This is a genomic window from Micromonospora sp. LOL_021, from assembly GCF_048060215.1.
GTDB lineage: Bacteria > Actinomycetota > Actinomycetes > Mycobacteriales > Micromonosporaceae > Micromonospora_E.
The window spans coordinates 35,915-53,664 of sequence record NZ_JBHMIN010000035.1 but is presented as its reverse complement, the minus strand read 5'-3'; the positions used below and the strand labels follow the sequence as shown (position 1 = coordinate 53,664).

15 protein-coding genes are annotated in these 17,750 nt (G+C 72.6%); 7 read left to right on the top strand and 8 right to left on the bottom strand.

Features of this window, described 5'->3' with window-relative positions; translation table 11 throughout:
* Positions 1-13 precede the first annotated feature (13 nt).
* Positions 14-1,474 carry a PLP-dependent aminotransferase family protein gene (locus ACFHWT_RS21415; RefSeq protein ID WP_416596449.1) on the top strand — a complete coding sequence of 487 codons (1,461 nt, stop codon included), beginning with the start codon at positions 14-16 and terminating at the stop codon, positions 1,472-1,474.
* Between the two features lie 25 nt (positions 1,475-1,499).
* On the opposite strand, the gene ACFHWT_RS21410 is transcribed toward ACFHWT_RS21415, so the two are convergent.
* The gene (locus ACFHWT_RS21410; RefSeq protein ID WP_416596448.1) at positions 1,500-3,326 is read right to left on the bottom strand and encodes an AMP-dependent synthetase/ligase; all 1,827 of its coding nucleotides are present in this window, start codon (positions 3,324-3,326) and stop codon (positions 1,500-1,502) included.
* 373 nt (positions 3,327-3,699) lie between these two features.
* On the opposite strand from ACFHWT_RS21410, the gene ACFHWT_RS21405 reads away from it, so the two are divergent.
* Both ACFHWT_RS21405 and ACFHWT_RS21400 read left to right on the top strand, forming a co-directional pair.
* Positions 3,700-4,914 (top strand): S8 family peptidase, encoded by a 1,215-nt coding sequence (locus ACFHWT_RS21405; protein WP_416596447.1) that lies wholly within the window; start codon positions 3,700-3,702, stop codon positions 4,912-4,914.
* A 268-nt stretch (positions 4,915-5,182) separates the two neighbouring features.
* Positions 5,183-6,583, top strand: a complete 1,401-nt coding sequence (locus tag ACFHWT_RS21400; RefSeq protein WP_416596446.1) for a S8 family serine peptidase — start codon at positions 5,183-5,185, stop codon at positions 6,581-6,583.
* A gap of 66 nt (positions 6,584-6,649) precedes the next feature.
* On the opposite strand, the gene ACFHWT_RS21395 is transcribed toward ACFHWT_RS21400, so the two are convergent.
* From ACFHWT_RS21395 to ACFHWT_RS21385, 3 genes are all read right to left on the bottom strand, one after another.
* Positions 6,650-7,144, bottom strand: coding sequence for a PepSY domain-containing protein (locus ACFHWT_RS21395; protein WP_416596445.1), 495 nt, complete (start codon positions 7,142-7,144; stop codon positions 6,650-6,652).
* Between the two features lie 107 nt (positions 7,145-7,251).
* The gene (locus ACFHWT_RS21390; protein ID WP_416596444.1) at positions 7,252-8,547 is read right to left on the bottom strand and encodes a sensor histidine kinase; all 1,296 of its coding nucleotides are present in this window, start codon (positions 8,545-8,547) and stop codon (positions 7,252-7,254) included.
* Positions 8,544-9,233: a response regulator transcription factor gene (locus ACFHWT_RS21385; protein WP_416596443.1), complete on the bottom strand. Its 690-nt coding sequence runs from the start codon at positions 9,231-9,233 to the stop codon at positions 8,544-8,546. Before ACFHWT_RS21385 ends, ACFHWT_RS21390 begins: the two co-directional genes overlap by 4 nt.
* A 103-nt stretch (positions 9,234-9,336) precedes the next feature.
* On the opposite strand from ACFHWT_RS21385, the gene ACFHWT_RS21380 reads away from it, so the two are divergent.
* Positions 9,337-9,840 (top strand): septum formation initiator, encoded by a 504-nt coding sequence (locus tag ACFHWT_RS21380; protein ID WP_416596442.1) that lies wholly within the window; start codon positions 9,337-9,339, stop codon positions 9,838-9,840.
* 54 nt (positions 9,841-9,894) lie between these two features.
* Here ACFHWT_RS21380 and ACFHWT_RS21375 read toward each other — a convergent pair whose 3' ends face one another.
* Positions 9,895-10,848, bottom strand: a complete 954-nt coding sequence (locus ACFHWT_RS21375; RefSeq protein ID WP_416596441.1) for a terpene synthase family protein — start codon at positions 10,846-10,848, stop codon at positions 9,895-9,897.
* Positions 10,849-10,935: 87 nt separating this feature from the next.
* Entirely contained in the window at positions 10,936-11,565 is a 630-nt protein-coding gene (locus ACFHWT_RS21370; RefSeq protein WP_416596440.1) for a TIGR03085 family metal-binding protein, read from the bottom strand.
* A 175-nt stretch (positions 11,566-11,740) separates the two neighbouring features.
* Between ACFHWT_RS21370 and ACFHWT_RS21365 the strand changes: the two genes are divergently transcribed.
* Together ACFHWT_RS21365 and ACFHWT_RS21360 are read left to right on the top strand one after the other, a co-directional pair.
* Entirely contained in the window at positions 11,741-13,717 is a 1,977-nt protein-coding gene (locus ACFHWT_RS21365) for an ABC transporter ATP-binding protein (protein ID WP_416596439.1), read from the top strand.
* 113 nt (positions 13,718-13,830) lie between these two features.
* Positions 13,831-15,564, top strand: coding sequence for an ABC transporter ATP-binding protein (locus ACFHWT_RS21360; RefSeq protein ID WP_416596464.1), 1,734 nt, complete (start codon positions 13,831-13,833; stop codon positions 15,562-15,564).
* 88 nt (positions 15,565-15,652) lie between these two features.
* On the opposite strand, the gene rpsD is transcribed toward ACFHWT_RS21360, so the two are convergent.
* The gene (rpsD, locus tag ACFHWT_RS21355; RefSeq protein ID WP_416596438.1) at positions 15,653-16,264 is read right to left on the bottom strand and encodes a 30S ribosomal protein S4; all 612 of its coding nucleotides are present in this window, start codon (positions 16,262-16,264) and stop codon (positions 15,653-15,655) included.
* A 74-nt stretch (positions 16,265-16,338) separates the two neighbouring features.
* On the opposite strand from rpsD, the gene ACFHWT_RS21350 reads away from it, so the two are divergent.
* The gene (locus ACFHWT_RS21350) at positions 16,339-17,088 is read left to right on the top strand and encodes a DUF2470 domain-containing protein (RefSeq protein ID WP_416596437.1); all 750 of its coding nucleotides are present in this window, start codon (positions 16,339-16,341) and stop codon (positions 17,086-17,088) included.
* A gap of 15 nt (positions 17,089-17,103) precedes the next feature.
* On the opposite strand, the gene ACFHWT_RS21345 is transcribed toward ACFHWT_RS21350, so the two are convergent.
* A complete protein-coding gene (locus ACFHWT_RS21345) occupies positions 17,104-17,739 on the bottom strand; it encodes a TetR family transcriptional regulator (RefSeq protein ID WP_416596436.1) in 636 nt (211 codons plus the stop codon).
* Positions 17,740-17,750: the final 11 nt, after the last annotated feature.

Below are 17,750 nucleotides of genomic sequence, written 5' to 3'. Positions count from 1 at the left end.
GAGGCAACTGGTTATGGCGGTGATCGTGCGGGGCAGCCAATTGGCCCGGCTGCTCGGCCAGTGGCATGCCCTGCCCGGCCGGCGGCGCAACCCGGACTACGCCGCGTTGGCCGGGGCGGTCCGCGGCCTGCTCGCCGACGGGCGGCTGGCGCTCGGCGTACGGCTGCCGGCCGAGCGGGAACTGGCCGAGGCGCTTCGGGTCAGTCGGACCACCGTCACCGCCGCGTACCGCAGCCTGCGGGAGACCGGCCACCTGACCAGCCGACGGGGGGCCGGCAGCTGGACCACGCTGCCCACCGGACACCAGGTGGCCAGCTCCGGGCTGTGGACCGCGGCGACCGCTCCCGACATGATCGACCTGGGGTACGCGGCACTGGCCGCCCCACCCGAGCTGGTACCGGCGGCCCGGGCCGCCGCCGAGGACCTGCCCCGCTACCTGCAGCACGCCGGCTACTACCCGACCGGGCTGGCCGAGCTGCGGGCCTCGGTCGCCCACGGCTACACCCGGCGTGGCCTGCCTACCAGCGCGGAGCAGATCATGGTGACCAGCGGCACCCAGCACGCCCTCGACCTGGTGCTGCGGCTGCTGCTGCCGGCCGGTGCGCCGGTGCTGGTCGAGTCGCCCACCTACCCGAACGCGCTCGCCGCGCTCGCCGCCCGTCGGGCCCGGATCGCCACCCACGGACTGGCGACCACCGCCGGCGACGGGTGGGACGCCGACCTGCTGCTCGGCGCGATCCGGCAGGACCGGCCCCGGCTGGCCTACCTGATCCCCGAGTTCCAGAACCCGACCGGTCACCTGATGTCGGCCGAGCTGCGGGAACGGGTGGTTGCGGCGGCCCACGCCAGCGGCACCGACCTGGTGGTCGACGAGTCGTTCGTGGACCTGCCGCTGGACGGCACCGTGGTGCCGCCGCCGACCGCGGTCTTCGACCGGCACTCCCGGGTGATCTCCATCGGGGGGATGAGCAAGCCCTACTGGGGTGGGCTGCGGATCGGCTGGGTACGGGCCTCGGCGCCGCTGGTGCAGCGGCTCGCCGCCCTGCGGGTCGGGGTGGACATGGCCGGTCCGGTGCTCGACCAGCTGGTCGGGGTCCACCTGCTGGCCGCTGCTGACACCATCGTGCCGGCCCGGTTGGCGCAGCTCACCGCCCAGCGGGACGCGCTGCTCGCCGAACTGGCCAACGTGTTGCCCGAGTGGCGGGTCACCGTGCCGCACGGCGGGGTGACCCTCTGGGCGGAGCTGGACGGCCCGATCTCCAGCGCGCTCGCCCGGGCGGCCGAGGAGTCCGGGGTGCGACTGGCCCCCGGCCCAAGGTTCGGCATCGACGGCACCCTGGAGCGGTTCCTGCGGTTGCCGTTCACCCTGCCAGTGCCGGTGCTGACCGACGCCGTACGGCGGATCGCCGCCGTGCGCTACGACCTTGACCGCACCAGCCGCCGCCAGTGGCGGGAGCCCGCCATGATCGCCTGACGGCGGCTGGTGCCCGACCCCACGGTCAGATCTCGGCGAGCTGACCGGCGTACATCCGGTCGATCTCGGCGGCGAAGTTGTTCTCCACGATCCGGCGTTTGATCTTGAGCGACGGCGTCATCTCGCCGTCCTCGATGGTCAGGTCCCGACTGAGGATAGCGAACTTCTTGATCGTCTCCCACCGGTTGAGCTTGCCGTTGAGCTCAGCGACGTAGCCCGCCACCAGAGTCTGCACTTCGGGCGAGGCGACGATCTCGGCGTACGGGCGGCCGGCCAGCGGCCCGTCGGCGGCCCAGCCGGTGATGGCGTCCGGGTCCAGGGTGACCAGCATGGTGCAGTAGTTGCGGGCCTGGCCGATCACCACCGCCTGTGAGGTGTACGGGCAGACCGCCTTGAACAGGCCCTCGATGTGCGACGGTGCTACGTACTTGCCGCCGGAGGTCTTGACCAGGTCCTTCTTGCGGTCGGTGATGGTGAGGAAGCCCTCGTCGTCGAGGTTGCCGATATCGCCGGTGCGGAAGAACCCGTCGGCGGTGAACGCCTCGGCGGTCTCGTCCGGCAGGTTGTGGTAGCCACGCATCACCGGGGCGCCACGCAGCAGCACCTCGCCGTCGTCGTCGATGCGGCACTCCAGGTCGCCCAGCGCCTGTCCGACGGTGCCGATCTTGATCTTGACTGGCCGGTTGACGAAGTTGGCGGCGCTCGCCTCGGTCAGCCCGTAGCCCTCGCAGATCGGCAGGTTGGCGGCGGCGAAGAACTCGGCGATGTCCGGGCTCAGCGGCGCCGAACCGGAGACCAGCGCGTTGATGTGCCCGCCGAGACGGGCCTGGAGCTTGCTGAAGACCAGCTTCTCGGCGATCGTGTACTTGAGCTTCAGTCCACCCGGCACCGGCCGGCCGGCCTGTTGCAGGGCCACCCGCTGGCGACCGACGCCGACCGCCCAGTCGAAGATCCGGGCCTTGGCGCCGCCGGCCTCCTGAGCCGTGGTGACCGCCTTGTTGTAGACCTTTTCGAAGATCCGCGGGGCGGCGCACATCAGCGTCGGCCGGACCACCGACAGCATGTCGACCAGCTTGTCCACCCGGCCGTCCACGTAGGTCGGCAGTCCGACATGGATGATGCTGCACAGCAGGGTCTTGCCGAACGAGTGCGACAGCGGCAACCAGAGGTACTGCAGGTCGTCGGGGTTCATGATGCCCAGCTGGGATTGGGCGACGGCCTCCCAGCACCAGCCCCGGTGCAGCAGCTCGACGCCCTTGGGTCGGCCGGTGGTGCCGGAGGTGTAGATCAGGGTGGCCAGGTGCTCCGGCTCGATGGTGGTGGCGATCCGTTCGATCAGGCCGGGTTCCTCGGCGAGTGCCTGGGCGCCGCGTTCCTCCAGCTCGGCCAGGGTGAGCTGGGGGACCGTCGCAGCGGGGTCGGCCGCCCCGTCGATCAGCACCACGTGGGTGAGCGCAGGCAGGTCCGCACCGGCCATCTTGTCGGCCTGGGCGCGGTTCTCCGCGATCAGGATCTTCGAGCCGGAGTCGCCGACGATGAACGCCGCGTCGGCGGGCTCGGTGGTGGGGTAGACCGTGGTGGTCGCGCCGGCGGCGCACATGATGCCCAGATCGGCCAGTACCCATTCGATCCGGGTGTTGGCCAGGATGGCCACCCGGTCCTCGTTGCCGACGCCCAGCGCGTACAGGCCGGCAGCGATGGCCCTGGTCCGGCCGGCGACCTCGCTCCAGGTCAGCCAGGTCAGGCCGGAGTCGCCGGGGGCGGGGCCGGCGATCGCGTTCCGGTCCGGGGTGGCAGCCACCCGCTGCAGAAACATGTCAGGAATCGACCGGTATGGGACGTCGAGAGCCATTGGGTCCGTCGCCTCCGCATATGTGATAGTGAGCGCCGTCACGTAAATTCTGTGTTACCGAACAGTAGTGCCAGGGTTGCGCGTTCGGCTAGCCCCAAGCATCGCCCAGCGGGGCAGACCCGGCCAGGCCTCGCGGTGGCATTCCTCGTCAAGGGCTGTTTCGCCGGTGCCCGGCTCCGGTGCGCTGCTCCGGGTCGGTGACCCGCGCCCGGTTCCGGGGACCGGAAACCATGCGTCGGCGGTATAGGTATATCGATATATAAATCTGCCTACCATCCCGCATACGATCCCATCGATCGATATCCCGATCGCCCGCCCGCGACCGAGACGGCCACAAGCCGACGCGGGTGTCCGCATCCAGGAAGGAACAGGGATGACCGTTCTCCGTACCACCGGCCGCCGGCTGCTGCTGGCCGGCTGCGCCGCCGCGGTCGCCACCGCGCTGGTCGGCAACCCGGCGGCCGCCGCTCCGGCCGGGGAGATCAAGCTCGCCGGCGGGGCCACCGCGGTCGCGGGCAGCTACATCGTGGTGCTCACCGACGCCGCCGTCGCGGCTCGGGGCGACGCGGCCCGCGCCGCCGCCGTCGCCGACCGGGCCGGCAGCCTCGCCGCCCAGTACGGCGGTGCCGTCAACCGGGTCTTCGGCGCCGCGGTCAACGGCTTCGAGGCGCGGCTGTCGGCGTCGGCCGCCCGTCGGCTCGCCGCGCACTCGTCCGTGGCGTACGTGGAGCAGAACCACACCGTGTCGATCGCCGCCACCCAGAACAACCCGCCGTCCTGGGGTCTGGACCGCATCGACCAGCGCAACCGTCCGCTGAACAACGCCTACACCTACCCCACGACGGCCAGCAACGTCACCGCGTACATCATCGACACCGGCATCCGCACCACGCACAACGACTTCGGTGGGCGGGCCCGCGCCGGCTACGACGCGTTCGGCGGCACGTCGGCGGACTGCAACGGGCACGGCACCCACGTCGCCGGTACGGTCGGCGGCAGCGCGTACGGGGTGGCCAAGGGCGTCCGGCTGGTCGCGGTCCGGGTGCTGAACTGCTCCGGCAGCGGCACCATCGCCGGGGTCGTCGCCGGGGTCAACTGGGTCACCGCCAACGCGGTCAAGCCGGCGGTGGCGAACATGAGCCTCGGCGGCGGGGCCAGCAGCACGCTGGACAGCGCGGTGGCGAACTCCATCTCCTCCGGCGTCAGCTACGCGGTGGCGGCCGGCAACTCCAACGCCAACGCCTGCAACTACTCGCCGGCCCGGGTCTCCAGCGCGATCACCGTCGGTGCCACCACCAGCAGCGACGCCCGTGCGTCGTACTCCAACTACGGCAGCTGCCTGGACATCTTCGCGCCGGGCTCGTCGATCACCGCGCCGTGGTACAACAGCAACACCGCCACCCGGACCATCAGCGGCACCTCGATGGCCGCCCCGCATGTGGCGGGTGCCGCCGCTCTGGTGCTCGGCCGGTTCCCCTCCTACAGCCCGGCCCAGGTGACCAGCTACCTGGTCGGCAACGCCACCACCGGCGTGGTGTCGGGCGCGGGCTCCGGCTCACCGAACCGCCTGCTCTTCGTGGTCAACTGATCAACAGATCAGCTGATCGACCCGACGAGTCGAGCAGCGCGCGCGGCCCCCGGGCACCCCAGCGCCCGGGGGCCGCACCCCGCCCGGCACCCCTACCCATCGACGCCGCATAGGGTAGTCGTTTGCATACTGCTAGTGATATGACCCAAGAGGTATAGGAAGCCGTCAATCGGCTCCGCCCTACGATCGGTCCGATCGGCATCGTCGATCGTCCATCTATCCGCAGTAGTCGATCTACTGCGGACAAAAGACCGAAGGAAGGACGGAGATGACACCCTTGCGCACGCACGTCCGGCGCGCCCTGGTGCTGGTCGTGGCGGCGGCCGTCGCCACCATGACGGTCACCCCGCCGGCCGCGGCCGCACCCACCGGCGAGATCCGCCAGGCGGGTGGCGCCACCGCGGTGGCGGGCAGCTACATCGTCGCGTTGAAGGCCAGCGCGGTGAGCGGCTCCCGCACCATGCGGACCGCCCGGATCGCGACCCGCGCCGCCGACCTCGCCGGGACCTACGGCGGCGTGGTCAACCGACTGTACGAGACCGCCTTCACCGGGTTCGAGATCAACCTCTCCGAAGCCGCCGCCCGCCGCCTGGCGGCACACTCGTCCGTCGCGTACGTGGAGCAGAACCACACCGTCTCGCTGGCCGGGACCCAGGTCAACCCGCCGTCCTGGGGCCTGGACCGGATCGACCAGCGCTACCTGCCGCTGGACCGCTCCTACACCTACCCGAACACCGGCTCGACGGTCACCGCGTACATCATCGACACCGGCATCCGGTTCGACCACACCGACCTTTACCCCCGGGCCGTCCCCGGGTACGACGCGTTCGGTGGCACCTCGGCGGACTGCAACGGGCACGGCACCCACGTCGCCGGTACGGTCGGCGGCACCAAGTTCGGGGTGGCCAAGAAGGTCCGGCTGGTCGCCGTCAGGGTGCTCAACTGCGGCGGCAGCGGCACCGTCGCCGGAGTCCTCGCCGGCGTCAACTGGGTCACCACCAACGCCGCGGGCCGGCCGGCGGTGGCGAACATGAGCCTCGGTGGCGGGGCCAGCGCCACGCTGGACAGCGCGGTGACCGCCTCGATCGCCTCGGGCGTCAGCTACGCGGTGGCGGCCGGTAACTCCAACGCCGACGCCTGCAACTTCTCGCCGGCCCGGGTCCCCACAGCACTGACCGTCGGGGCCACCGACCGCAACGACAACCGGGCCCCCTACTCCAACTGGGGACGCTGCCTGGACCTGTTCGCGCCCGGCTCGCAGATCACCTCTGCCTGGCACACCAGCCCAACCGCGACCAACACGATCAGCGGCACCTCGATGGCCGCGCCGCACGTGGCCGGAGCGGCCGCCATGGTGCTGCACGCGTACCCGAACTACACCCCGGCGCAGGTGTCCGCCTTCATCCTGCGGATCGCCACGCCGAACGTGGTGGTCAACCCCGGGCCCGGCTCGCCGAACCTGCTGTTGTACGTCCTGTTCCGCAACGCCGTCACCCCGGCGCCGACGTTGACCGCGGTCCCGACCTTCACTCCACGGCCGACGTTGTCGCCGCGCCCGACTGTGGCACCGTCGCTGACCGCGATCCCGACCTTCACTCCACGCCCGACGTTGACCGCGGTGCCGACGCTGACCCAGCGTCCGCCGCTGCTGCCCGCACCGATCGGCTGACCATGTCCGGCCGCCGGGACGGGCATCATCCCGTCCCGGCGGCCGGCACGACCGGGCCGCCGCCGCTCAGCGATCCCGGCGGTCGTCGTCGCGGTCGTCGTCCCGGCGGTCATCGTCGTCGCGGTCGAGCTTGACGATGGCGCCGGTCACCCGGTCGATGTCGAGGTCCCACTCGACGCCGTCGGCGACGACCTCGACCTCCCAGATCGGCCGGCCGTCCGTGTGGTCCCGCTCGATCTCGGTGACCCGACCGCCGCCCACCTCATCGACCGCGATCCGGGCCGCCCGGTCCAGGGTGACCTGGTCGGCGGACCCACCGCCCATGCTGGCCTTACCGCTCGGCCCGTCGCCGCCGCTCGGCCCGTCGTCGGCGGCCCCGTCCGTGCCGGTACGCGGCACCGACGTCGTTTCCTGTCCCGACTCGCTGGCGACCACGGCCGGGCTGGTCGGCCCGGCGCCGCCGGTCACGTCCTGGGCCGCCGCGCCGAGCGCGGTGCCCGCGACGGCGAGTGCGGCGACCGCACCCACCCCGATCATCACGATCATCGGTCTGCTGGCCATGTCGAACCTCCTGTCGTCGTTGTACTACCGAAGGTTCGCCCGTCGCCGGATAGCGGCGCGCTGCGTCGTCGATAAAGCCGAGTTAAACCGAACGGGGCCGGGCTGGTTCAGCCACCGGCTGGCGGCCCGAACCGCAGCGTCACCACCGCGCCGGGGGAGCTGTCGGCCAGCTCGAGCCGACCGCCACTGGCCTGCGCGGCCCGGCGGGCGATGTCCAGACCCAGACCGGTGGAGCCCGCCCCCGACACACCACGCAGGACAAGCCCGTCCGGCATGCCGGGGCCGTCGTCGGCGACGGACAGCACCGCGCCGCCGACCGGCGCGCCGGTCAGGGTGACGGTGAATCCGGCGCCGTCCGGGGTGTGCGCGAAGACGTTGCCCAGCACCGCGTCCACGGCGGCGGCCAGCTCCTCGGCGTCGATCCCCACCGGCAGCGGACCGTCCGCCAGGTCCAGCCGCACCACCCGGGCGGTGTCCTCGGCCAGCACCGACCAGAACTCGACCCGGTCGCGTACCACCACGGTGGCGTCGGCCACCACCGCCGCCGGCCCGGCCGCCCGGCCCGGCGCTGCGCTGCGTCGCCGGGCCTGTTCGATCAGCCCGGTCACCGCCCGCTCCAGCGAGTCGACCCCGGCGGTCACCCGGGCCGCGTCGGCCGGATCGGACAGCGTCTCGGCCTCCAGCCGCAGCGCGGTCAGCGGCGTACGCAACCGGTGGGACAGGTCCGCGACCTGCTCCCGCTCGTCGCGCAACAACTCCTGGATCCGGCCGGCCAGATGGTTGAGCGCACCGGCCACCTCGCGGAACTCGGCCGGACCGCTGGGTCGTGCCCGGGCCGACAGTTCGGCGTTCGCCAGCCGGTGCGACACCGCCGACAGTTCGGTGACCGGTGCCGCCAGCCGCCGGGCCAGTCGGTCGGCGACGAGCACTCCGAGCAGGATCAGCACCACTCCGAGGCCGGCGAGCACCGCCCAGGCTCGGCCGACGCCCCGGTCGAGTTCGGCAGCGGGCACGAAGGTCCGGATCACCGCCGTGCCGTCGTCGCGACCCTGCACCGCGACGAGGATCTCCCGTCCTTGCCCGTCGGTGGCGGTGAGGCTGCGGCCGGTGCCGGCCAGCCGTACCGCCGGGGTGACGTCGACCTGGTCGCCGAGTACGGTGCCGTCCGGCAGGTAGACGGTGACCGGCCGGTCGGCGGTTGCGGTCAGCTGATCGACGGTCAACCGCAGGCTGTCGGCGTCGGCGGTGCCGACCAGCGCCACGATCGACTGCACGTCGGCGGTCGCCGCGGTGATCGCCCGGTCCTGGGCGACGGTCCGCAGCAGCAGCGCCAGCGGCACCAGGAACGCCACCAACACCAGTGTCGTGGTGGCGGCGACCAGGGTGGTCAGCCGTCGTCTCACGGCACAGCGTCCGGGTCGTCCAGCCGTACGCCGACGCCGCGCACCGTGTGCAGGTAGCGCGGAGCCCCAGCGGTCTCCCCGAGCTTGCGGCGCAGCCAGGACAGATGCACGTCGACGGTCTTGTCCGCGCCGCCGTAGGGCACCTGCCAGACCTCGGTGAGCAGCTCCCGCTTGGTCACCACCTGCCCGGCCCGGGCCGCCAGGTAGTGCAGCAGGTCGAACTCGCGCGGGGTCAGCTCCAGACCGGTCCCGGCGAGGCTGACCTGCCGGGCCCGTACGTCGATGTACAGTGCGCCGACGGTCACCGCGCTGTCCACCGGCTCGCCGGCACCGCGCCGCAGCACCGCGCGGATCCGCGCGTCGAGCTGCGCGGCGGTGAACGGTTTGACAACGTAGTCGTCCGCGCCCGCGTCCAGCCCGCGGACGATCTCGCCCTCGTCGTCGCGTGCCGTGGCGATGATCACCGGTACGCGGCTCACCGCCCGTAGCATCCGCAGTATCTCCAGGCCGTCCAGATCGGGCAACCCGAGGTCCAGCACCACCAGGTCGGGGCGGTCGTCCAGGGCGTGCTGGAGTCCGTTCATGGCGGTGTGCGCCGCGGCCACGGCGTGCCCGCGTTCACGCAACGCCCGGATCAACGGGGTACGGATCGCCAAGTCGTCCTCGATCAGCAGCAGCCGGGCCACGCCCACGCACGTTACCCGTCCCGGCGGGTCGGACCGTCGGCGTTAACCCTGCCTTAGCACCCCTCGGCGCCGCCGTTAACCCGCCAGGCGGCATAGTCGGGACATGCCGATCAACCGCCGGATGCTGCTGACCGCCGCCGGTTGGGGTCTTGCCGCCGGCCTGGCCACGCTGATCGGGGTGGCCGCGATCCGGGTGGTCGGCGAGGGCCTGACCGGCGGTCCGGCCGGCGAGGTGCTGAGCCAGGCCGAGATCGCCCGTGAGCTGGCGGCGGCGGAGTCGGCGGAGCCGGAGGCGGGCCGGTCGCCGTCCGGCGCTCCGCCGACGGGGCCGGCCGTTCCCACCGCGACCGGTGCGGCCACGACCGGCGGGCCCGACGCGGTACGCCGGGCGGCCGCCACCCCGGGCGGGACGGTGGTCGCCGAGTGCGCCGGGGGTCGGGCCCGGCTGGTGTCCTGGGCCCCGGCGCAGGGCTACACGGCGACCGACGTGGACCGAGGGCCGGACGACGACGTCGAGGTGAGCTTCGTGGGGCCGGCGGGGGAGTACGAGGTCGACGCCGTGTGCGTCGGCGACCAGCCGGAGATTGGCTGGGAGCTGGACGACTGAATCCCGGGGTGAATCCCGGCTGAATGCCGTCGACCCCGGCGGTGCGACGCCCGGTCACTGGTACCGGCTGGAGTTCACCGACCAGTCGTAGGTGCCACGGATCCAGTTTCGTCGCGTCGCGACCAGGCGGGCCACCGGCGGCGGCGCGTCGGTCAGCACCTCGGCCTGCAGCCGGAGGAACAGCGCGAGACCGTTGTTGAACCGTTCGGCGGCGGCGGCCAGGGCCGCCGCCGGACAGTGGCCGGTCTCGTGGGCGATCACGGTGACCAGGTTGTGGGGATCCTGGCCATGTTCCTTGCCGTACGAGAACAGGTCGTTGCACCAGCAGACCAGATCCGCCGCCACAGTGTTCAGTCTGGCGAGCCTCGGGTCAACCCGGTGACGGGAATGCGGCAGTCCGCTTTCGGCGAGGTCGGTGAGCGCGAAACTGGGCAGTACCGCGCCGGCGTGCCGGCGCATCTGGATGTACTCGGCGACCGCCGGCACCCGGCCCTGCTGGCGGTTGCCGGCCTCCCAGAGCAGCGCGAAGAGGTACTGGTGCAGCGAAGCGGTGAACCGCAGCAGGACCCCGGGCCGGCCCAGCCGGCGGATCCGGCGGCACAGATCCGCGAGGGTCAGCGTCAGTGGCGACCGCTCGGCCACCTCGCCCGGGTCGGTCTGGGGCGTCGCACCGGGTCCGTCGAGTGTCCGCATCAGCTGGCTGATCACCGGCGCGACCCGCCCCGGGTCGGTGCCGAGCCCGTCCTCGTCGCAGCGGTCGTCGAGCGCGAACAGCCAGGTGATCAGGTCGCTGAGCAGTTGTACGCGGTCGATGTCCGCGTCGGGCGCGGCCCGGGCGGCCAGCTCGGCGGCGTTGGCGCGGCGCAGCCGGGCGGCATGCTGCGGATCGGCGGTCAGCCCGTGCCGGTCCGCCCAGCCCGCCGATGCCCGGGCGAGCGTCGACCAGTACGGGCTGGCGCGGGGCCTAAACGGTGGGGCGACCACGGACGTCGGTGCGAACGCGCGCATTCGTCCTCCAGCCGGCCGCCCAGGGGAGGGATGGCGTACCGGTATGATCATCATCGCGGTCCGGACCGGCCGCGACGAGGATCACCGCTAGATGCCGAAGCGGGCGTTACGCAATCGTTCTTCGGCTGCGGTGACGCAGTCCAGCTGGACCCGGGCCACCCGTTGCCGGCCGGTCAGGAAGAGCACCAGCTCCCCGGGTGGGGCGCTGATCGACACCCGGTCCCCTCCGGCGCCGGTCGCCACGTCCCCGTAGCCGTCGGCGACGACGGTGACCGTGCCGGGGAACCGGCGCAGCCGCAGCTTGGCCAGCGCCGAGACGCGTTTCCACAGCGCGGCCTGCTCGCCGGGCGGCAGGTCCCGGGGTTGCCAGTCCGGCTGGGCGCGGCGGACATCCTCGTGATGGATGAAGAACTCCATCAGGTTGACCACCTCGTCGGTGATCCGGTTGCTCAGCGGACTCCACGCCGGTGGCTGCCGGACCATCCGCACCAGGTCGGGGAAGGGACGGGCGGCGAGTTCGAGCCGGATCCGTTCGCTGTAGCCGCGCAGCACCGGCAGCCAGATGCCCACTGCCGCGTCGGGCCGCTGCTCCCGGACGACCAGGTGCGCGGCGAGGTCCCGGGTGTTCCACCCATCGTTCACCGTCGGGGCATCCGGACCAACGGCAAGGAACAGGTCGGCCAGGGCATGACGTTCCATCTGTGCGAACCGCGCCATGATCCGATCCTAGGCGGGCGGCGGACGGCACGCCGAGCGAGTCGACGTCGCGGTACCGGGCCGGGTGCCGGGACCGGCGGCGTGCTGTGGTGGTGGCCACAGTCGTCGTACCCCGCTGGCATCGTGGGTCGGTAAGGACGAGATTTGATGATCAGGACTTACAGTCGGGGGTAGCGTGGCCAATCGAACAAGCCGTGACGTCCTGCTCCGCGGCCTGTGGGTGCTCGGCCAGGGCATCCGCGAGCAGCCGGGGCTGTTCACCGTCGGCGTCGGCGGCAGCGTCGTGTTCGGCCTGCTCACCATCGCCAGCGCGTACGTGGTCGGGGCGATCGTGGGCGAGGTGGTGGTCCCGTCGATCGAGTCCGGGCGGGTGGAGACCAGCCTGCTCGGAGCCGGCGCGGCGGCCCTGCTGGCGGTGAGCGTGGTCAAGGTGGTGGGCATCTTCGGCCGGCGGCTCGGTGCCGGCTTCATGCAGTACCGACTGCAGGCCAGCTACCGCCGCCGGGTCACCCGCCGCTACCTCGACCTGCCGATGTCCTGGCACCAGCGGCACCCCACCGGCACGCTGCTGTCGAACGCGAACTCCGATGTCGAGGCGACCTGGTTCCCGGTCGCCCCGCTGCCGTTCGCCGTCGGCACGGTGGTGATGCTGGTCACCGCGATCGCCGCACTGTTCGCCACCGACTGGGTGCTCGCACTGGTCGGGCTGGCGGTGTTCCCGGCGCTGTTCGCCCTCAACGTGGTCTACTCGCGCCGGATGGCCCCCCGGCAGGTCCGGGCGCAGCAGCTGCGGGCGGAGGTCAGCGGGATCGCGCACGAGAGCTTCGACGGTGCCCTGGTGGTCAAGACCATGGGGCGGGAGGCCCAGGAGACCGCCCGGTTCGCCGGCCGGGCGGTCGAACTGCGCGACGCGCTGATCTCCGTGGGCCGGCTGCGCGGGCTGTTCGACCCGTTGCTGGAGACCCTGCCCAGCCTCGGCACCCTCGCCGTACTGCTGGTCGGTGCCGCCCGGCTGCGGCAGGGCGCGGTCAGCGTGGCCGACCTGGTCAGCGTCGCGTTCCTGTTCACCGTGCTGGCCTTCCCGGTCCGGGCGATCGGCTGGGTGCTGGCCGAGCTGCCGCGCAGCGTCGCCGGATGGGACCGGGTGCGGCACGTGCTCACCGCCACCGGCGAGATGCCGTACGGCGACACCGAACTGCCCGCCGCCGCCACCCCGGCGAGCCTGGTCTTCGACCGGGTCTGGTTCAGCTACCGGCCCCCGGTCGCCGCGCCGGCCACGGCCGACCAGCCGGCCGGCACCGACCAGCCCGCCGCACCGGCACCGGCCGACCAGTCCGTCGACCCGACCGCGGTCACCGCGCCCGGCACCGACGGCGCGCTGCCGCCGGTGCTGCGTGACGTGTCGTTCACCGTGCCCGCCGGGCGGACCGTGGCCCTGGTCGGGCCGACCGGAGCCGGCAAGTCGACGATCGCGGCGCTGGCCGCCCGGCTGGTCGACCCGACCGCAGGCCGGGTCATGCTGGACGAGGTCGAACTGCCCCGGTTGACCGCCGGTTCGCTGGCCCGCACGGTCTCCCTGGTCGCCCAGGTGCCGTTCGCCTTCGACGACACGGTCCGGGCGAACGTCACTTTGGACCGGCCCGGGCTGACCGACGAGGTGGCCTGGTCGGCGCTGCGGCTGGCCGAGGCGGACGGGTTCGTCGCGGCGCTCGACGACGGGCTGGACACCGTCGTCGGTGAGCGCGGCACCACCCTCTCCGGCGGCCAGCGGCAGCGGCTCACCCTGGCCCGCGCGTTGGCCGGGCAGCCCCGACTGCTGGTGCTCGACGACGCGACCAGCGCCGTCGATCCCCGGGTGGAGGCGGCGATCCTGGCCGCGCTGCGCAACTCCGAGATCGCCACGTCGATCCTGATCGTCGCGTACCGTCGGGCCACCATCGCCCTCGCCGACGAGGTCGTCTACCTCGACCAGGGCCGGGTGGTGGACCACGGCACGCATCAGCAGCTGCTGGCCCGCTGCCCCGGCTACAACGACCTGGTCACCGCGTACGAGCAGGCGGAAGCGGAGCGGGAGCGGACCCGGTCCGGCACCGGCACCGACGACGGCGATCCCGGTGGCGGTCCGGCGCGGGCGGCGGAGGTGGTCGCGTGAGTGCGCCCACCGTCGACCGGTCCGGCGGCGAGCGTCGGCCCGACCCCGTCGAGCCGTCGGGTGGGCCGGCCGCCGGCCCGCTGGCGGGCAGACCCGAGTCGACCTGGCAGACGATGCGCCGCGGGCTGGCGCTCTCCCCGGAGCTGCGGACCGGGCTGGCCGGCACCCTGCTGCTGGCGTTGGTGTCGATGATCGGCCGGGCCGCCATTCCGGTCGCGGTCCAACAGGCCATCGACAACGGTCTGCGCGCGCCGGGTGGCCCCGATCTCGAGGTGGTGGGCACGATCGTCGCGGTCACCGCCGCCGTGCTGGTCGTGACGACCGTCTGCGGCTACTTCATGGTGCGCCGGCTGTTCACGGTCAGTGAGACCGCGCTCGCCGCCGTGCGGACCCGTGCGTTCCGGCACGTGCACGACCTGTCCATGCTGCACCAGCAGTCCGAGCGGCGCGGTTCACTGGTCAGCCGGGTCACCAGCGACGTCGACCAGATCACCCAGTTCCTGCAGTGGGGTGGGGTCATCCTGCTGATCAGCATGGGTCAGGTGGTGGTGACCGCGGTCGTGATGGCGGTCTACTCCTGGCAGCTGACCCTGGTGGTCCTCGCCGCCTTCGTTCCCGCGCTGCTGATCATCCGGGCGTTCCAGCGTCGGCTCGCGGCCGCCTACGGCGTGGTTCGCCAGCGCACCGGCGCGCTGCTCGCCGCAGTGGCGGAGAGCGTGGTCGGCGCGGCGGTGATCCGGGCGTACGGCGTGTCCCGACGCACCGCCGGTCGGCTGGACGAAGCGATCGAAGGGCAGCGCCGCGCCCAGCAACGGGCGTTGCGGACCAGCGTCGTCAGTTTCTCCACCGGGGAGATCGCCGCCGGTCTGGCGCTGGCCGGGGTGGTGGTGGTCGGCGTCCGGATGGGGGTGGACGGCGGGCTGACCGTCGGCCAGCTCACCGCGTTCCTGTTCCTGGTTACCCTGTTCATCCAGCCGGTCCAGATTGCCACCGAGGTGCTCAACGAGGCGCAGAACGCGATCGCCGGCTGGCGGCGGGTGCTCGACGTGCTGGACGTCGCCCCGGACGTTGCCGACCCGGGTGCCGACGGGGTGCACCTGCCGGGCGGGCCGCTGGACGTGCGGTTCGAACAGGTCTGCTTCGCCTACCCGGGCGGGCCGCCGGTGCTCTCCGAGGTGACCCTGGAGATCCCGGCGAAGACCCGGGTGGCGGTGGTCGGCGAGACCGGCAGCGGCAAGACGACCTTCGCGAAGCTGCTCACCCGGCTGATGGACCCGGTGTCCGGGCAGGTGAAGCTCTCCGGCGTACCGCTCGACCAGGTCCGGTTCGAGTCGCTGCGGTCCCGGGTGGTGATGGTTCCGCAGGACGGTTTCCTGTTCGACGCGACGGTCGCCGAGAACGTCCGGTTCGCCCGCCCGGAGCTCACCGACGGGCAGTTGACCGCCGCCTTCGTGGAGCTGGGGCTGGCCGACTGGGTGACCGGCCTGCCGGACGGGGTGCACACCCCGGTGGGAGAGCGGGGCGAGGCGCTCAGTGTCGGTGAGCGGCAGCTGGTGGCGCTGGTCCGGGCCTACGTGGCGGATCCGGATCTGCTGGTGCTCGACGAGGCGACCAGCGCGGTGGACCCGGCGACCGAGGTGCGGCTGCAGCGGACCCTGGAGGCGGTGACCCGGGGCCGGACCACGGTGGCGATCGCGCACCGGCTGTCCACCGCGCAGGCGGCCGACGAGGTGATCGTCGTGGACCGTGGCCGGGTGGTGCAGCGGGGCCCGCACGAGGAGCTGCTCGCCGATCCGGAGTCGGTCTACGGTCGGCTCTTCGCCTCCTGGCTGGAGCAGACCCGGTGACCCGTGCTGGAGCAGACCCGGTGACCGCCGGCTCCGCGCCGTACCCGCCGGGGCAGGTCACCGGGTACGGCGGGCACGGCGACCGGGGTCAGCGGGAGTAGAACTCGACGACCAGCTGCTCGTCGCAGATGATCGGCACCTCGCGGCGGGCGGGCTCGCGGACCAGGGTCGCGGTCAGTTCGGTGAGGCTGACCGACAGGTACGGCGCGCCCGGCCCTGCACCGACGTGCGCCCCGGCGGCGGCGAGCTGAAACGGCGGTTTGGTCCGGCTGCGTCCCCGGACCTGGACTAGCTGACCCGGGCGCAGTCGGTACGACGGCCGGTCCACCTTGTGTCCGTCCACTGTGAAGTGGCCGTGGGTGACGAGCTGCCGCGCCTGGTAGATGGTGCGGGCCAGGCCGGCCCGGTGCACGATCGCGTCGAGGCGTCGCTCCAGCAACGTGACCAGGGCCTCGCCGGTCTTGCCGGTGCCGCGTACCGCGTCGTCGAAGGCGCGCCGCAGTTGGGTCTCGCTGACGTTGTACTGGTGCCGTAGCCGCTGCTTTTCCAGCAGCCGTACCTGGTAGTCGGAGGGCTTGCGGCGGGCGCGGCCGTGCACGCCGGGCGGGTACGGGCGCCGCTCGAAGTACCGGGTGCACTTGCGGGTCAGCGGGATGCCGAGGGCGCGGGAGATTCGCGCCTTGGGTCGTGGGTGGTTCACGTGGACGTCTCCGGGTTCAGTAGGTTAGCCTGCCCTCACTAAGGTGAGCCTAACTGATCTCGGAGGTCCGTGTCATGCAGCCCAGTCCCGCGGAGATCGCCCGGACGATGGCATCCGGCCGGCTGCCCGGCATGGCGCATGTCGCCTGCCGCCCCGGACCACACGCCGTACGGCACGCGACCGACCCGATGGGGCGGATCCTGCTGCTCGCCGCCGGGTCCGACCAGCTCGACGGCGCGCTGCGACCCGTCGCCGGCACCGACGACACCGCCGTGGTGCTGGAAGTGGCCGACGTACCGCCGGTGGCCGGTTCGCCGACGCACGGCCGGGTCTGGGTGTCCGGCTGGGTCGGCCCACTCGACGGCGCCCCCGCCCGGATGGCCGCGCTGGACTTCGCCGACGTGCATGCCTGCCCCGACCTGCTCGACGTCGGCCGGGGTGCCACCATCTTCCGGATGGAGGTGGCCGAGGTCCGGCTGGAACGCTGCGGCGTCACCATCGACGTCGACCCGGACGAGTACGCCGCCGCCGAGCCCGACCCGATCGGCGCCATCGAGTCAGAACTGCTCGTCGACCTCGCCGACCACCACCGGGCCGAGATGACAGCGTTCATCCGCCGGCAGCTGCGCGACGCCGGTCACCGGTCGCTGGCCGGGGATCCGCAGGTCGTCCGGATGGACCGGTACGGTTTCGTGGTCGCGCTCGGCCCGCACGGGCCGCGTGCCCGGTTGGCCTTCCCGGCCCCGGTACGTGACCGCGCCGAGCTCGCCCGCCTGCTGCACCCGGTGCTCTGCCGGCGGTGCGCTCCACCGGCCACCGCCTGACGCGGGGCAGCGGACTCAGCCCGGCGTCTTCTCAGCTGCCCCGACCGCCCCGGCCGCTGCGGTCAGCGGCCCCGTCAGGTAGCGCTGGATCGTCGGACCGACCGCCGCGGCCACCTCGTCGGCCGCCATAATGGACAACGGCGCCAACCGCAGGACGTACCGGACCACCAGCAGGCCGGCCATCTGCGAGGCGACCAGAGCGGACCGGATCGGCAGCTCCGCCGGTTCGATGTCGAGCTGGCCGAGCACCCGCCGGATGATCTGGGTGGTGACGAATTCACGCATCAGCCGGGCGGTCCAGTCGTTGGTCAACGCCGACCGTAGCAGCGCCAGGGCCGCCACCCCGGCCGGCGAGTCCCAGACCCCCAGCACCAGCCGGACCATCCGTTCGCCGACCTCCTCGGGGCCGCCGGCGAACGCCTGCGGAAGCAGGTCGCCGGGATCCACCGGCGCGTTCATGGTGGTGAGGAAGAGCTTCTCCTTGGTGCCGAAGTAGTGGTGCACCAGCGCCGGGTCGACACCGGCCGCCGCGGCGATGGCGCGCACCGACGCCTGGTCGAAGCCACGTTCGCCGAAGACCTGCCGGGCGGCGGTCAAAATCGCCTCGCGGGTGTCCGGGTTGCCCGGTCGCCTCCCGGTGCGTCGTGCCATCGGTACCGCTT

What these genes read in the sequence shown, in the direction of transcription:
- ACFHWT_RS21395 (WP_416596445.1), bottom strand. Translation starts at nt 7,144, where the DNA reads ATGGCCAGCAGACCGATGATCGTGATGATCGGGGTGGGTGCGGTCGCC.
- ACFHWT_RS21415 (WP_416596449.1), top strand. Translation starts at nt 14, where the DNA reads ATGGCGGTGATCGTGCGGGGCAGCCAATTGGCCCGGCTGCTCGGCCAG.
- ACFHWT_RS21405 (WP_416596447.1), top strand. Translation starts at nt 3,700, where the DNA reads ATGACCGTTCTCCGTACCACCGGCCGCCGGCTGCTGCTGGCCGGCTGC.
- ACFHWT_RS21370 (WP_416596440.1), bottom strand. Translation starts at nt 11,565, where the DNA reads ATGGCGCGGTTCGCACAGATGGAACGTCATGCCCTGGCCGACCTGTTC.
- ACFHWT_RS21380 (WP_416596442.1), top strand. Translation starts at nt 9,337, where the DNA reads ATGCCGATCAACCGCCGGATGCTGCTGACCGCCGCCGGTTGGGGTCTT.
- ACFHWT_RS21410 (WP_416596448.1), bottom strand. Translation starts at nt 3,326, where the DNA reads ATGGCTCTCGACGTCCCATACCGGTCGATTCCTGACATGTTTCTGCAG.
- ACFHWT_RS21345 (WP_416596436.1), bottom strand. Translation starts at nt 17,739, where the DNA reads ATGGCACGACGCACCGGGAGGCGACCGGGCAACCCGGACACCCGCGAG.
- ACFHWT_RS21360 (WP_416596464.1), top strand. Translation starts at nt 13,831, where the DNA reads ATGCGCCGCGGGCTGGCGCTCTCCCCGGAGCTGCGGACCGGGCTGGCC.
- ACFHWT_RS21350 (WP_416596437.1), top strand. Translation starts at nt 16,339, where the DNA reads ATGCAGCCCAGTCCCGCGGAGATCGCCCGGACGATGGCATCCGGCCGG.
- ACFHWT_RS21375 (WP_416596441.1), bottom strand. Translation starts at nt 10,848, where the DNA reads ATGCGCGCGTTCGCACCGACGTCCGTGGTCGCCCCACCGTTTAGGCCC.
- ACFHWT_RS21400 (WP_416596446.1), top strand. Translation starts at nt 5,183, where the DNA reads ATGACACCCTTGCGCACGCACGTCCGGCGCGCCCTGGTGCTGGTCGTG.